The following is a 15884-nucleotide window of genomic DNA, read 5'->3' on the forward strand; positions in this document are numbered from 1 at the left end:
CCCGTACAAAAAATAATAGAGTACAAACCATGAAAGGTTCATACTCCATTAAAGGGGAGAGAGCAGGACATAAGCCGGGTTCTGTTCTCTTGCGAGGGCAGTTATCTATCTGGGACGTTTGTTACCAAACGCCTCAAGCGGCTCTCATTGAGCGGAACTGGTAAAAGACCAACCGTAGTTCCTATCGCCTTGCTCCCAACCGGGGTTTACCGAGCCAGCACCTCTCGATACTGCTGGTGCGCTCTTACCGCACCTTTGCACCCTTACCAGATCAATTAAAAATGTAAAATTAAAAATTACTCATTTTAGATTTTTAATTTTTAATTTTTTATTGATCTGGCGGTATCTTTCTGTGGCACTATCCTCACGATCGCTCGCACTGGACGTTATCCAGCAAGTTTGGTCTTTCGGGAGTCCGGACTTTCCTCAAACCAGTAACTATGACCGATCTGCAACCGCCTGCGCCTACTCTCTCCTTAGATCCAGTGTAATCTTTGGTTGGCGTAGTATGTTGACATGGGATTACTTTTTTTTATTCCAAGGTAAAGCGTAAGTCCAAGGTAGTTTCCTAACAGTGAAAGGACAATTGATAATGCTAATGGGAGGAAAATCACGACCTGGGGCTAAACCTAAACGCACTTCAGATATCCTCAGCACTAATTGCAAAGAAAAGTCCAACTCTTTTCTTCTGTTAAGAAAGTCGTTGTATAATTTTTTTTGCCCTTTTTTTAGCCCGTTGATATCAATTAGTGGTTTTTTTGCTGAATAGGTTCCAGCTACTTGATCGCGCTCGAAAACATCTTCTGCTGTCACTGTTTCAGAAAGTGTTTTCTTGGGAGCAATCAGGCTCGGACTTTGGGGTACTGCTAAGTCGCGGGTTAAGTCTGGTGATTTCCGAATTACACGGCGCGATTGCTTGCTATGTTCAACGACTAAAGAACTGTTGTCCCAGTCAACGTATATAGCAACCTGATCGGATTTATTTTCAATGCTAATTCCTAAATCTTTCAAATCGTCAATTGGGTATGAGGATTTGAGTTTAAAAGAAATTCCAATTTTATCATCGAGATTTTGTTCTTTGAGTTGCTCGTCAACGATTCCTTTTTTAAACTCAAATTTAACTTGGTCATCGATGGATTCAATCATGCGGTTGAAAACATAAGAAACACCGATAATATAAATCGTCAAAACTACTAAATTCTGGTCGCTACTCCTCATAACTCAAAAATCTTAACTCCCGGTGCTAATGAATATATATTTGACTTGTCGCTAATTTACAATTTTTAATTGCGCTTGATTACTACAGAATTTTGCAACCAGCCTCGTCGCCAAAAAAAGAATAGCAAACTAACTGCGATCGCTATCATTAGTGCCCAGCAAAGTGGATAGCCAAAATACCAATCTAATTCAGGCATATTATATGGCGATTTTTCAGTCTTGAAATTCATACCATATATTCCGGCCACAAAAGTCAGTGGAATAAAGATTGTTGAAACTATCGTTAGCACCTTCATGATTTCATTCATTTTATTACTCACTGCCGAAAGGTACACATCCATTAATCCAGATGCTAATTCTCGGTAAGTTTCTACCATATCCATCACTTGCACTGTATGGTCATAACAATCTCGCAGGTAGATTCGCACTTCTTCACTAATCAATTCACTCCCATCTCGAATCAAGGAATTAATTGCATCCCTCTGGGGCCAGATAGCACGACGTAGTTGTAGTAATTCTCGCCTAATTTGATAAATATTTTGTAGTGTTTGTGGGGTAGGTCTAACTACTACCTCCTCTTCTAACTCTTCAATTCGCTCACCATAAAGCTCCAGTACGGGGAAAAAGCCATCAATAATTGCATCTAACAGAGCATAAGCTAAATAATCCGCTCCCTGTTTACGGATGGTACCTTTGTTTTTTTCAATTCGCGATCGCACTGCTTCAAAGCAATCATGTTCTGGTTCCTCTTGTACTGTCAGCAGATAATTTTTTCCTAATATCAAACTCACTTGCTCGCTATAAAAACCACATGTTCTTTCCTTTGGTACTACCATTCGGGCAATGAAAAGTAATTGATCTTCATAATCCTCTGTTTTCGGACGTTCCGGTACATTGACTACATCTTCTAAAACTAGAGGATGTAACTTAAAAATGTTACCCAATCGTTGTAATATATCTTGACTACCTAAACCTTGTACATCTACCCAAGAAACCGATTCCGCTTCCAGATAAGAGACACACTCCTCTGGAGTTTCTATTTGTTCGCGAATGAAATTGGTTTGGTTATAGTCAATCAAAAAAATTATTGGTGGTGGAGCATCTGCATCAATAAAAATAGTTCCAGGTATAGTCCCTGGTTGGTGATGGAACTCGTCTTCATACAGCTTGGTGAGTATTTTAGGAAGGCGACGTATTTTTCGTGCCATGCAATATTACCTAATAGTCATTTGTCATTGATCGTTGGTCATTTGTCATTAGTAAATAACAAAGGACATAAGGATAACTTACATAACTTACACGTTATTTTGCAAAAATTAATATAAAGACGGTAATTTCTAAATTAAGCAATTATTTAGGTTGCTAATTTGGTCATCACCCAGATTTAATCTGACGAATTACGAATTGGTATAACATATTGCCTCTGAATCAGCAATGCTACAAAAAAACAGTTTGCCTTGGCAAGACAAACTGTTTAAAAAATATTGATCTGGGTCAGCAGAAATTAGAACATGCCCATGCCGCCCATGCCACCCATGCCACCCATGCCGCCCATGCCACCCATACCGCCCATACCGCCCATATCAGGCGCAGCAGCTGCGGATTTCTTCTCTGGCTTTTCAACAACGATCGCTTCGGTGGTTAAGACCAAACCAGCAATGGAACCAGCGTTTTGCAAAGCTGAACGCACGACTTTGGCAGGGTCGATAATACCAGCAGCAATCAAGTCTTCAAATTCGCCAGTAGCAGCGTTATAGCCAGTGTTGATGTCGCTCTCACGGACTCTAGAGACGATTACAGAACCTTCAGCACCAGCGTTATCTGCTATTTGGCGCAAGGGGGCTTCTAGCGCTCGTTCGACAATATCAGCCCCAATTCTTTCTTCGTCATTTTCTAGGGTCTTTTTAATCGCTTCTACCGCCTTAGCTAAGTGAATCAAGGTTGTCCCACCACCAGGAACAATACCTTCTTCCACAGCAGCTTTAGTCGCGTTGAGCGCGTCTTCAATCCGCAGTTTCCGGTCTTTAAGTTCGGTTTCGGTTGCCGCACCCACTTTAATCACTGCCACGCCGCCAGCAAGCTTGGCGATGCGTTCTTGGAGTTTTTCTCGATCGTAGTCAGAATCGGTTTCTTCCAACTGTCTGCGAATTTGACCAATCCGCTTTTGTACTTCTGGCTTGGTGACACTGCCAGCGACAATTGTGGTGCTTTCTTTGTCAATGGTGATTTTGCGGGCAGTTCCCAGCGCTTCTACAGCAGCTGTATCCAAACTTAAGCCGATTTCTTCCGAAATCAACTGTCCATCGGTGAGAATCGCAATATCTTCTAACAAAGCTTTGCGGCGATCGCCAAACCCAGGTGCTTTAATGGCAGCCACGGCTAGTACACCCCGCGCTTTGTTCACCACCAGAGTTGCCAAAGCATCACCTTCGACATCTTCAGCGATAATCAGCAAAGGCTGACCAGAACGGGCAACTTTTTCCAAAATCGGCACTAAATCTTGGATACTGCTGATTTTTTTATCTGTCACCAAGATGCGGGCGTTTTCAAATTCGACGATTTGCCGTTCGTTGTTGGTGACGAAGTAGGGAGAAATATAACCCCTGTCAATCTGCATCCCCTCAACTACTTCTAGTTCAGTTGTCAGGGATTTAGATTCTTCAACGGTAATTACACCATCTTTGGTGACTTTTTCCATTGCTTGAGCTAACATTTGGCCAACTTCTTCATCGTTACCAGCAGAAACAGTCGCAACTTGAGCGATCGCACTTCCTTCTACTGGCTTGGCTATTTTGGCAATTTCCAGTACCAATGCCTCAATAGTTTTGTCGATCCCGCGTCTCAAGCTAACAGGGTTACTACCTGCCGCGACGTTCTTCAAACCTTCTCGAATTAAGGCTTGTGCTAAAACTGTGGCGGTGGTTGTACCATCTCCAGCGACATCTTTAGTTTTTGAGGCTACTTCCTGGATGAGTCTTGCACCAGTATTTTCCAAAGGATCTTCTAATTCAATTTCTTTGGCAACAGTGATACCATCGTTGACAATTTGAGGTGCGCCAAATTTTTTCTCTAAAAGGACATTGCGACCTTTAGGCCCCAAGGTGATTTTTACAGCATCGGCAAGGGCGTTAACACCCCTTTCTAGAGCTCTCCGAGATTCCTCGTCAAATGCAATAATTTTCGCCATGTTTCATTTCTCCAGCGCTTCCATTAGACAATTTAGCACTCACAGCGCCAGAGTGCTAATCTCTCAAGCGGCTCAAGTTACAAATGGAAATAAAAAAATTGATTAATATACAGGTGATGCTCATATTAGATACAGGCAGTAATGCTTGAATTGGGAGATGAATCTAGACAACTCCCTTAAATCCCTTGGTATTGCCGACCCTAGCGGCACCGGCTGGTTGGCAGTAGTATTTACGTTCCTCTTGGCTTGGCTTGTAACTTGGCGTTTAATTCCGACAGTACGCAAATTCGCCTTGCGGGTAGGTTGGGCTGACCAACCCAATGCACGGCGACTCAACCGAGAACCTCTACCCAATGCAGGGGGGCTAGCTATCTACGCGGGCGTGATTGCTGCGCTGGTACTAGCTAGCCTTTTACGACCGATCGAACTCCAAAACGTATTGGCTCAGGTGCTCACTATTCTGTTGGGGGGTTCGATATTAGTCCTTGTGGGCTTTATTGACGATCAGTTTGGCTTACCGCCCTCTGTGCGATTGTGGGCGCAAATTGTCACGGCACTTTTGCTGGTAGCTAATGGCATCAGTGTCAAAGTCCTGTTTGGCACTCCCATCGACTCACTTCTGTCCATGTTGCTAACAGTACTATGGGTAGTAGGGATTACCAACGCCATCAATTTGATGGATGGTATGGATGGCTTGGCAGGAGGAATTAGCTTTATTACCGCCATGAGTTTGTTGGGCGTTGCAGCTCAATTTAACAATCGTGCCGCGGCAATCTTAGTACTTGCAGCTTTGGGAGGTGCTGCACTAGGATTTTTGCGCCATAATTTCCATCCATCACGAATTATTATGGGTGATGCCGGAGCATACTTTTTCGGCTATGTCCTGGCAGCAACTAGTATTTTAGGCAAACTGCAACAAAACACAGTTTATGCGCTAATTCCTACGGTTTTATTTCTGTTGTTACCGGTGCTAGACACTACTCAAGTATTTGTGCGGCGGCTATTAGCAGGAAACAACCCTCTCAGTACTCCTGGCAAAGACCACCTGCACCATCGCTTACTTGCTTGGGGACTCTCCCAGCGCAATGCTGCGTTTACGCTTTGGTCAATTACCTTAGTTTTCAACTTGCTGGCGATGAGAATACAAGGTATGAGTTTGGCTGTGATGCTGACAACCGCTAGTAGCATTATCCTGCTTTTGGGCTTTACAGTCTGGCAAAGGATACGCCAACAGCCTTAGTTGCTTGTAGGGTGGGCATTGCAGTGCTAGCCCTACTATGTTTATTCAGTCCACCAAAAATTCAAGCTTGAGTTAAATTGTCTTGCAACCAAGCAACTAAATCTCCTTCTGTGGAAAAATCCAACAGTGCCTCGGCTAGATTTTCAAGCTGTTCGATAGATAACTGGCTGATACGCTCTTGCAATTGCGGACTCAAATTACCAATGCGTCGTCGTAACTGGCGCATGACTAGCTCTAGAGTTGTTTCCTGCTTGAGTTCCTCATAAAGTCTAGTCGTTTTATATCAAAATCACCGAGTCCAAACATTTTTATCAACTCCTGACAACTGATACGCGGTAGTTTGTAAACTACAATTGTTTCTATTAAATCTAGCTAGCACTTTTTTTTAAAGTGCTTTATCGCTTAATTCCGAACGTGTCTTTGTAATCAAACTTTTGACTAATATGGGAGTTTGTTTTTTATTTACAACTACTAATTTGATAATACCAACTCCCAAGGAATATTCAGTTACTTCTCCAAGCTCGTTTAAATATAGCCTCGTTAAAAGTTGGCTTTCGAGTAAGACTCGATACGGTTGTACTTGGGTTGGTTCAAGGCTACGGCGAGGGAATATAACTACTGCTCGCCAATCGGAAGTAGGTGCGTAAAGTCGTAAATACAGAAATATTTCTGAAAATAAACGAGCGTAAAATTCATTATCTTTTTGAAATTGAACCTCTACAAAATAAATCGGCTGATGACTAGTGTCAGCAACAGGAAGAAAAACTCCATCAATGCGAAATGCTGTTTGCTTTAATTCTACTGAAGCGAAATTATATGCATTTGCTTCTGATGGTTGCAGATTAATTAATTCAAAAAAAGCACTGGGGAAAGTTTGAAATAAATGATAAAAAATAGAGTCTGTTTTCATAACTAGTCTGTCAAATTTTATTTAATAAGTTCGTAGTTGGCGCTAAAGCTAGCTCCAACTACGAAAAATAGCTACCCCTCAATTATTTAGCTCAACTATTTAGGCCATTACCATGCCGCCATCGACGTTAAAGACTTGTCCGGTGATGTAGGTGGCGGCGGGATCGGCAGCGAGGAAACGCACCATTCCAGCAACTTCTTCAGGTTGACCGAAGCGACCGAGTGGGATGTATTTCAGAATATCTTCGGGGTTGTTGAGATCGCTGGTCATGTCGGTGGTGATGAATCCAGGGGCGACAGCGTTAACCGTGATGCCGCGAGTAGCGAGTTCTTTGGCAACGCTTTTGGTGAAGCCGATTACACCTGCTTTGGCGGCGCTGTAGTTTGACTGGCCTGGGTTGCCCATTTGCCCAGCAACGGAGGTAATATTGATAATCCGCCCCGATCGCTGCTTGAGCATGATTTTACTGGCAGCGCGTGTACATAAGAAAACACCAGTTAGATTCAGGTCTATTACTGCTTGCCAATCTTCTGGCTTCAAACGCAAAAGCAGTGTGTCGCGGGTAATACCTGCATTGTTGACTAATATATCCACACGCTTAAACTTTTCCATAACGGCGTTAACTAGTGCGTCTACTTGCTCAATTTTAGAAACATCTGCTTGTAAGGCGATCGCCTGACCTCCCGCACTTGTAATTTCTGTAACAACTGCCTCAGCAGCAGCATTAGAATTGGCATAATTGACAACTGCGATCGCTCCTTGTGAGGCTAATTCAATTGCGATCGCTCGACCAATTCCTCGTGATGCACCTGTGACAATTGCGACTTTATCTTGTAATAGTGTCATTTAATGTTCCTCAATCTTAGAAATACCGCGCTAATTATCTTATGGTGATTTCGGGAACATCTGAATATTGTCTGAATAAAATCTCACTCTTGCAGGATGACAATCTTGCTGTCATCCTGCAAATTAGATAGCTAATAGATCGAGTTTGTCCGTGGTATTTAGCTAGATATAGCTATCCTGAATCAAACGCGCAGAAACAAGATCCCGACTTGATAAAGTTGTCGGGGATGCGGGTTGCAATTCTCACAAATCAAATAGGATTACTGTATAACTCGAATAACAAGAATTAACCTTTTACTATAATTAAATATCTATAGTTATTTCTCTGTGAATGGATGAATAACTTGAAGCAATATATTCACCTGGTTGGATAGACTAGAAAGTGTTGCAGCTACACCCTTCGTAGATTTCACTCTTGTGAACGCCTTGATAATTATTTGGTTGGTCAGAATAGGTTTAAATACATATCTAATGCAGATGCACAACCTCAAAAAAATACGTATTTTATTATAATTATTTAATATTTTCGGCTGCAAAATCATTCTATATTAACTAATCTAATCTTTTGCCAACAAAAACCCATGAACCTATACCGATTTTATTTTCTAAGAATTACTATTGAAACAAACAATTGAAAATCGGTGTGTGTCACATGGCAACTAAAAAGCAATTCAACAGCTTTGAAGAGATGCTGTCTGCTTCTGATGTACCTGTATTAGTAGATTTTTATGCTGACTGGTGTGGGCCCTGTCAAATGATGGTGCCAATTTTAGAGCAAGTCAATGCCCAACTTAAGGATCGCTTAAGGATTGTCAAAATCGACACAGAAAAATACACAGATTTGGCTACTGAGTATAAAATTGCTTCTCTGCCAACCTTAGTACTGTTTAAGCAGGGTAAGCCTGTGGATAGGATCGAGGGAGTGATGCAAGCACCGCAGTTAGTTCAATATCTACAAACAAAGGTTTAAGCTAATACTTAGAATTTTGATTTTAGTTCTTAGAGGCGCGAAAGAAATATCGCGTCTCTTTCAGTAGATAGATAATAATGTGCGCCCATGTTAATCAAATCACTGTTTTATTCAACTTCTAGAAGCTATAGGAATCATACTTGAATATTGCTAAGTATACTGAGAAACAAAGCTTTGTATGACAAGCTTCTAGCCAATTTTATTTTTCAGAAATCAAATATGAGTCCTATATAGGACTCATATTTAATTGCATAAATAACTTCTTACAACTCGAAAAGGCTGATTCCCTATTACCTGTCTATGGCGTTTGCGCTGTACTTTGAGTAGCACGCAAATAAGTTTAAAAATCAAATCAGATTGCGATAAAACCTTAAGTAAATGTTAAGCATATTTACTTATATGTCTAGAGAAAGTAGTTTAGAAATTGAGAAGATTATATTGTATAGATATAACAAAATATATTGACAAGTAACACAATATATGAATCACAAGCATCAAAGACCTGATAAAGCCTATATTTGGGTAAACATTGATTTTGATAAGGTTAAACATAGAATAGATGCGGTGACTTGCCAGATTGAGCAGGTTATACAAAAGCACCACCTTTCAAATCAAACTGGTAAATCAGCCAAAAGAAATAATTAGGTTATCTGTAGGGCGATATCTACGATCAGCTACAGCTAGACACTTTATTTTTAGTGTAGCCCGCACTTTGACCCTTCGTAAGCTCAGTCATCACCGTAGACATCACACTAGTTTTGCACAACAGATTAGACTTCTTGCAAAAGTCGGGGTAAAGGGTAAGGGGGAAAGGGTAAAGAAACTCAAAATACTTTCCCTTTAACCTTTACCCTTTTCCCTAAGAGTGCAAAAACATATTTTTGCAAGAGGTCTATTTTGGGCAATGCGACTATATATTTGTCACGATATTAGTGAAACAGGGCAATATTTTTATGACTGTAAACTTTGTTACCCAATCTCTAAATCCCCCAATTTATTGGGGGACTTTGACTCTACTCCCAATCTCTTAAAACGTAAAAGTAGTCCGAAGTACACCTACAGTCGTAGTCTCATTGTTGCCGTTACCTTCTGGGTTAAAGAGAACAAATGCACCAGGGGTAATGCTGATATTATCGCTAACTTGAAGGCGGTAATAGGCTTCTAAATGGTAAGGAGTCGCCCGATTGTCGCCTGTGGGAGTAAGTTGAGCAGAACCACCAGTATCACTACGGAAAAGCGGCTGACCAAAAAGAATCCCGGCAGTGTTCCCTGACTTGAATAAATCTCTGAAGTGAATTCCCGCCATCCAACTTGTAAAGGTGGTGGAAGCATCCACGCTATTTGAAGCAGCATCAACAAATATCGCTGCACCGTAGCCAGATAATGCTATTTTGGGGGATAATCGCCATGTTACCGTACCGCCAACAGAGTTGAGTGTGAGCGGTGTTCCAGTTGCAACCCCTGCTAAAGCACCGATATCACTACTAACTAATCCTGTAGCCAAAATATTGATTTCGTGATAACTGTGGGCATAGTTTAAGCCAATATCCAGAGCGGGACTTGGCTTGAAGGTTAACTGTGTGGCAATAATACTACTACCACTAAATAAACCTGCTCCCAAAGGTGTAGTAGAAACTCCTGGTACTGCCTCACTAGCAGATTTTTCGGGTAAATTGGCATTTACACTGCCGTATAAAGCTCTTAAATCAAAACTCGGCGAAATGTTAAAAATAAATCCCGCCGCCGATGCCAAACCAGTACCCGAAGTCCCACCAGAAACCCGTAACACAGGATTCAAGCCGGCGAAACGAGATATTGATTCTTGTCCTTCACCATAAAAAGGCGTAATTACTGGGAAAGCATCTGATGTCTCTGCCGCAGTTCCTGCAAACAAGGTTAATTTATTAGCGACGGGAAAGACATACAGCAATTTATAAAGCTGAACACTGTTTGCACCAACACTAGACAAAGTATTGACATTTAACCCCGGAAATTGCGGCTCAAAACTGGTACGAGCGCTACTTGCACTTAAAAGTGGTGAAGCTAATCCTAAACTTTGTTGCAGGCTACCCTGTCCATCGGCTCCACCCAAAAAGTTATAAGCTTGCAATCCAGTAATTAATGAATCTTTACCAGTAAAGCTAGTGGTGAGATTTAACCGCACTCTATTGACTAGGATGATGTTCGGGTCACTGTCATTAGGAGCGCCACCGCTAGCACCAACACCAGCAATAATTACCTCTCCATTGAGTTTGGTCGTAGTAGAAAACTGATTTGCTTCTAGTTCTGCTGTGCGAGCTTCTACAGCATCTACTCGACCCCGCAATGTTGCCAATTCCGCCGCAAATTGTTCTTGTAGTTTCTGCAACGAGGCTAAATCTTCTTTCTTGACCAAATCACCAGTTGCAGTCGCAATCAATTCGTTGATTCGTTCTAAACAAGCATTTAAGCCAGCAGCAAATTCATAGCGAGTCATCGCCCGATTACCGCGATAGGTTTGATTGGGATAACCTGCAATACAACCATAGCGCTCGACTAAAGATTGTAGTGCCTGAAAAGCCCAATCGGTCGGCTGTACATCAGACAATTGGGATACGGATGTTACTTGTGCAAGTTTGTATGAGGTTAGAGATGAATTTGCCGATTGTGGTGTGATTGGCTGCCAAAAGTTAACGGCAGAATCTACTTTTAAATCTTGATTTATTTGCTGTTGATTGACTGAAGGTAATTTGTTTTTAGTTTCATTAGCTATTAGCAATTCACTGGAAATTTTATTTGCTAAATTGCTATGATGAGAATAATTATTTTCATAACTGCCATCATCTTGATTAACAGCTACGTTTTTATCTGCATTTTCTAAACTAGGAAGGGCTTGCACAGGTGATAACCCAGCAATTAAACATAAAAATCCCATCCCACTAGCAAAAGCTAGTAGATACTTTGCCATCATAACTCCCAACACCTATAAAATAGTGAAAAAATTGATTGCGATTTTAAAATAAATTGATAAGTAAATTTAAAGTAGATTTAGCAAGAGGTCTTGTTAACTTTAAATTTTTGATATCAGGCTTTTTCTGAATTGACTTATCAAAACATCAGCTTATATCGCAAGTCTTAAATTATAGTAAATACTATTTTTGGAAAGAATTAACAATACATCATATTGATAGTTTTTATAATTACGATAGTAATCCTAAATGGTTTTTGAACAATGCATTACGTAAAATGCATGATTCATAAACCTTCCAAATTTTCTCTGTTCAAATAAAAATTGGATTGCTATATTGACAAAAAAATAATTTACATAAGTCAGATTTTGTGATAAGGAATATAGATATTGAGCAGAAATCCTCGGCTCAATACCTAACAAAGAATAATTTACTCAAAAAAATTAAGACGCTCCGATCGCTGCTCAATTTGGGTGTAGGTAAAATCAGCAAGAAAATAATGGAAATAATTTCTTTTGGGGTTGTAGCCTACTGTAGACCTCACAACAGTCTTCCATATCACATTTAAGTAAAATAAACAATACCTGATGGTAAGTAATATTTTTAACAAAACATTTGTAACTACCCTTGCAGTTTATTTACCCAGTGCCTGCTATTCTTATAGTTACTTCGGTCTGTCATAGCAGATAGATTATCCTCGATAATGTTTTTATTTATGAGCGCTCATATACCATCGTGGTAGTGTGGGTGCTTTTACTTTATCAAAAGGAAGAAGAAGGAATATTGCCTTCTGCCTCCTGCCTTTTTCAAGCGATGTCTGGTGTTTGGTACACTAAGCTGATAATGAAGCTTTAACTTGACCAAAACGGCGATCGCGACTTTGGTAGCTCAACAAAGCCTGATGAAATGCTTGTCTATTAAAATCTGGCCAAAGAATATCGGTGAAATACATTTCTGTATACGCCATTTGCCACAAGAGAAAATTACTCAATCGCATCTCACCACTAGTACGAATCAGCAAATCGGGTTCTGGAGTATTTGCTGTGTAGAGGTGTTGTTCTACAAGACTTTCATTCACTTCTTGGGCGCTGAGTTCGCCCTGTTCCACGAGTTGAGCTACTTGACGACAAACTCTGGTAATTTCGTTGCGGCTACCGTAGTTGACTGCAACAGTAAAGTGGATTGCTTGATTGTTCAACGTCTCTGTCATTGAACGTTCCATTTCCATCTGTAGAGACTTGGGTAAAGCCGATAAATCTCCAATAAACGAGATACGTACTCCTTCTTGATGCATCTGAGCCAACTCGCGGCGTAGTAATCGCTCAAACAAATGCATCAGAAAATTCACTTCTTCAATGGGACGCTGCCAATTTTCTGTTGAGAAAGCATAGGCTGTCAACGCTTTGATTCCCCAATCTTTGCAGCAACGCAATAGTTCTTTGAGTGTTTTTGCTCCTTGGCGATGTCCAGCGATGCGCGGTAATCCTCGACTGGTTGCCCATCGGCCGTTACCATCCATGATGACGGCGATATGTTGGGGTATCTTTTGGGGGTTTAAATCTGTGGGTAATTTTGATTTGTCACTTGTACTGAGCGAAGCCGAAGTATTTGTCATTTGTCCTTTGTTTTGACTAATTAGTTTCAAATAAATTTTGTAAGTACTCTGGTGTGAGGCTATTGTTCCAACTCCACAAGCGATGCATTGTGTAAGTGAAGGTAAATAGGAGAGTTGTTTTGTTGGTTAATGACCAAGCATTCCAGTTGAGTGTACCCATCATGCGGCGGAGAGTACGCATCAGGTTGCTACGCTGATAGTTTGGCGATCGCGTTTTAATCAGCGTGCGTCCAATTCGCATCAACCCAGTATCAGGGAAAGTCCAGACTCCAAACCCCCAGAATTTGGTCATGTGGTTGATTTCATCGTGTGCTAGTTCCTCTAGAACATCCTGGAGTGCGCCAGTGGTATGAGCCATCAACCAAATATAAAGACAGGTTGCACCGTATTCTGTGGCAATGCGGTGTAAGCCGTGGCGATATAAGTCTTCCTTGGCGTCATCTGTGGGAAGATAGCTTCTAACAGTCCGAAGTTTTGGGATAATTTTCTCGCCTGTTAATTGAGTGTAGATTTTGATTAATGCAGGTGTGTGCTGACGTTCTTCCTTTTCCCACAAACCAAGTTCCAGCAGTTCGCCATCTTTACCGACAGTTCCACCAACAAATCGAGCCATCTGAGGATGCAATTTTTCCAAATACTGCCGACTGGTTTGGGTATAGCCGCGAATCGGAGCTTCTGTATCCATCGCACCTATCAAGATAGATAAAAATACCTCTGCGTCTAAACCGATAATTTGATTGCAATTAATTGTTTGCCAGTCGATGTGTTTCCAGGGACGCGGTTGGGGATTGGCCAACTGTATCGGTAAATCTTGCAGACGCTCGTGTAGTTTTTCAACTGCAATATATCTGTCTATGAGGGAACGAATGCGGCGCTGTGTTTGTAAGTAATGGAGGCTGGGATAGTTTTGACCTGCTAAGTCTTCTGTGATTGGGCTGAGGGTGTTAAGCATATTTTTATACTTAAATTTTTATCTCTATGCCCAATAGCCTAAGCGATCGCGCTTCGTTTTGTCAGTCGGCTGAAGTCGGCAGTTTTATGTGATAGGGTTGCAAAAGTCGGGGAAAAAGTTGGTTAGAGAAAATTTGGGTTTCAAACCTTGCCCTTCTAAGAGGACTTTACAAAGTTAGAAGAGAGAATTGCAGAAAATGTAGCGAAATTGTTAGAACAAGGGTAGATAAAAGTTGAGTAACAGGATAAATCATGAACGCTTATAAAACATATATCACCATTGCTGATCCAAAGCAGTTAGTATTATCTGATTTACCATTTAAAGCAGGGCAGAGAGTTGAGGTGATTATTTTGACAGACGATAATCAAAGGGTTACTTTAGCAGAAGAATTAAAAAAGCTATTCAAAGAAATACAAGCGATACACGCAGATAATCCTTTAAGTGATGAGGAAATAGTAGCAGAAATTGAAGCCTATAGACGGGGAGAATGAAAGTTATTATTGATACTAATATCGTAGTCTCTGCTGCTATAGCTAATAAAAATCCAGAGGCAGTAATTTTATTTGTGATTGCTAATTCTGCTTTTGAGTGGGCTGTATCGGCAGAAATTATCGCAGAGGATAAGGAAGTTTTAAAGCGTCCTCGTTTAAAATTAACTGAGGCACAATACGAAAGATGGGTTTATTTAATTGATTCAGTGACAACACTAATTGATGTGGATGTAGAGGTTGATTTCTCCAGAGATAGGAAAGATGCAAAGTTTTTAGCTTGTGCTATTGCAGCAGAAGCAGATTTTTTTATTACGGGTGATGCTGATTTTAATGAAGCGCAAATTTTGTTAAACACAACTATTATTTCTCTGTCTTTATTTAAAAGGTTAGTTTGTGATGTGAGGGAATAAGCTTCAATATACAAGGGTGTGTAAGATAGCGGCATAGCACACCGTACAAAACTAAGCGATCGCACTTCCTTTTGTCAGTCGGCTGAAGTCGGCAGTTTTATGTGATGCAGTTGCAAAAGTCGGGGAAAAAGTCTTTAATGTAGTATATATGTATTGTATAGAGGTTTATAAGTATGAAGGTCTACGATATATACTCAAAGCGTCAAAAAAGACTTATGGGAGAATTCCTTGATGTTTATGGATATGACTATATCTCTAAAGAGCTTCGCGTACAGATTATTCATATTATTAACGATACTATAGGCAATCCCGATCATCCAAATAACTTAAAGAGCTTCCAAAATATTTACAATATTTTATGCCGTGAATATGGCATCTTTTCGCTACAAGAACATAGAAAAAGTTCTATTAGTGATGTATTGAATTTTATGTTAAAAACCGATGATATAGAACAGGTTATTGATGTAGTAGAATTAATATTTACCTATATTAATAGTCCCTATATGCGAGACATACACTATATAAGATATCATCCAGAAATTTCACCTACTGAAGCAATTGAAACATTAAACTATAGATTTAGAGAACACGGGGTAGGCTATCAGTATGAGTCAGGTGAAATTATCAGAGTTGATTCTCAGATAATCCATGCTGAGGCAGTTAAGCCAGTTTTGCATTTGCTAAGTGATACACGATTTCAAGGAGCGAATGAGGAATTTTTGAAAGCACACGAACATTATCGGCACGAGCGATACAAGGAATGCCTTGTTGAATGCCTCAAAGCTTTCGAGAGTACTATGAAAACTATTTGTGATATTCAAGGCTGGACTTATCAACCTGGAGATACGGCGAAAAATCTGATTAATCTTTGCTTCCAGAATAATCTGATTCCTACTTACTTACAAACCCAAGTTACCTCACTCAAATCAAGTCTGGAAAGTGGAGTTCCTACTATGAGAAATAAAAATGCAGGTCATGGTCAAGGTTCTCAGCCACTTACTGTCCCACAACACTTTGCTGCTTACCAGCTTCACATGACGGCAAGTACAATTCTATTTTTGCTAGAAGCGGAGAAGGCGCTACCTTAAAGCTAATGC

At 40.6% G+C, this 15884-nt stretch carries 13 protein-coding genes, 1 other RNA gene and 1 pseudogene; 5 read left to right on the forward strand and 10 right to left on the reverse strand.

Annotated features, from left to right (window positions below; translation table 11 throughout):
* Window positions 1-55: 55 nt before the first annotated feature.
* The 4 genes from rnpB to groL all read right to left on the reverse strand — a co-directional run bounded on the left by rnpB (window position 56) and on the right by groL (window position 4405).
* Window positions 56-472, reverse strand: an RNA gene (gene rnpB / locus V7K53_RS04615) — RNase P RNA component class A.
* Window positions 473-522: 50 nt separating this feature from the next.
* Window positions 523-1218, reverse strand: coding sequence for a hypothetical protein (locus V7K53_RS04620; protein WP_335196460.1), 696 nt, complete (start codon window positions 1216-1218; stop codon window positions 523-525).
* Window positions 1219-1283: 65 nt separating this feature from the next.
* Window positions 1284-2426, reverse strand: coding sequence for a magnesium/cobalt transporter CorA (gene corA / locus V7K53_RS04625; protein ID WP_335196461.1), 1143 nt, complete (start codon window positions 2424-2426; stop codon window positions 1284-1286).
* Window positions 2427-2722: 296 nt separating this feature from the next.
* The gene (gene groL / locus V7K53_RS04630; protein WP_335196462.1) at window positions 2723-4405 is read right to left on the reverse strand and encodes a chaperonin GroEL; all 1683 of its coding nucleotides are present in this window, start codon (window positions 4403-4405) and stop codon (window positions 2723-2725) included.
* Between the two features lie 157 nt (window positions 4406-4562).
* On the opposite strand from groL, the gene V7K53_RS04635 reads away from it, so the two are divergent.
* Window positions 4563-5645, forward strand: coding sequence for an MraY family glycosyltransferase (locus V7K53_RS04635; RefSeq protein WP_335196463.1), 1083 nt, complete (start codon window positions 4563-4565; stop codon window positions 5643-5645).
* A gap of 61 nt (window positions 5646-5706) precedes the next feature.
* Here the strand turns inward: V7K53_RS04635 and V7K53_RS04640 are convergent.
* The 3 genes and pseudogenes from V7K53_RS04640 to fabG all read right to left on the reverse strand — a co-directional run.
* Window positions 5707-5895 (reverse strand): annotated as a pseudogene (locus tag V7K53_RS04640) (DUF4351 domain-containing protein); the annotation flags it as partial.
* A gap of 135 nt (window positions 5896-6030) precedes the next feature.
* A complete protein-coding gene (locus V7K53_RS04645) occupies window positions 6031-6555 on the reverse strand; it encodes an Rpn family recombination-promoting nuclease/putative transposase (RefSeq protein ID WP_335196464.1) in 525 nt (174 codons plus the stop codon).
* Window positions 6556-6654: 99 nt separating this feature from the next.
* A complete protein-coding gene (fabG, locus tag V7K53_RS04650; protein WP_335196465.1) occupies window positions 6655-7401 on the reverse strand; it encodes a 3-oxoacyl-[acyl-carrier-protein] reductase in 747 nt (248 codons plus the stop codon).
* Window positions 7402-8053: 652 nt separating this feature from the next.
* Here fabG and trxA point away from each other — a divergent pair.
* The gene (gene trxA, locus V7K53_RS04655) at window positions 8054-8371 is read left to right on the forward strand and encodes a thioredoxin (RefSeq protein ID WP_094352713.1); all 318 of its coding nucleotides are present in this window, start codon (window positions 8054-8056) and stop codon (window positions 8369-8371) included.
* Between the two features lie 1027 nt (window positions 8372-9398).
* Here trxA and V7K53_RS04660 read toward each other — a convergent pair.
* The 3 genes from V7K53_RS04660 to V7K53_RS04670 all read right to left on the reverse strand — a co-directional run bounded on the left by V7K53_RS04660 (window position 9399) and on the right by V7K53_RS04670 (window position 13886).
* Window positions 9399-11318, reverse strand: a complete 1920-nt coding sequence (locus tag V7K53_RS04660; RefSeq protein ID WP_335196536.1) for an iron uptake porin — start codon at window positions 11316-11318, stop codon at window positions 9399-9401.
* Window positions 11319-12151: 833 nt separating this feature from the next.
* Window positions 12152-12934, reverse strand: coding sequence for an isoprenyl transferase (locus V7K53_RS04665; protein WP_335196466.1), 783 nt, complete (start codon window positions 12932-12934; stop codon window positions 12152-12154).
* 16 nt (window positions 12935-12950) lie between these two features.
* Window positions 12951-13886: a ferritin-like domain-containing protein gene (locus V7K53_RS04670; RefSeq protein ID WP_335196467.1), complete on the reverse strand. Its 936-nt coding sequence runs from the start codon at window positions 13884-13886 to the stop codon at window positions 12951-12953.
* 251 nt (window positions 13887-14137) lie between these two features.
* Here V7K53_RS04670 and V7K53_RS04675 point away from each other — a divergent pair, with 251 nt between their 5' ends.
* The 3 genes from V7K53_RS04675 (at window position 14138) to V7K53_RS04685 (ending at window position 15875) form a co-directional block, all read left to right on the forward strand.
* The gene (locus V7K53_RS04675) at window positions 14138-14377 is read left to right on the forward strand and encodes a hypothetical protein (RefSeq protein WP_335196468.1); all 240 of its coding nucleotides are present in this window, start codon (window positions 14138-14140) and stop codon (window positions 14375-14377) included.
* On the forward strand, window positions 14374-14787 hold the full coding sequence (locus tag V7K53_RS04680; RefSeq protein ID WP_335196469.1) for a putative toxin-antitoxin system toxin component, PIN family: 414 nt from the start codon (window positions 14374-14376) through the stop codon (window positions 14785-14787). The genes V7K53_RS04675 and V7K53_RS04680 overlap by 4 nt, the downstream gene beginning before the upstream one ends.
* A 173-nt stretch (window positions 14788-14960) precedes the next feature.
* A complete protein-coding gene (locus tag V7K53_RS04685; RefSeq protein ID WP_335196470.1) occupies window positions 14961-15875 on the forward strand; it encodes an STM4504/CBY_0614 family protein in 915 nt (304 codons plus the stop codon).
* The last annotated feature ends 9 nt before the right edge of the window (window positions 15876-15884 follow it).

Origin of the sequence: Nostoc sp., from assembly GCF_036917355.1 — a bacterium.
In the GTDB taxonomy this organism is placed as follows: Bacteria; Cyanobacteriota; Cyanobacteriia; order Cyanobacteriales; family Nostocaceae; genus Nostoc.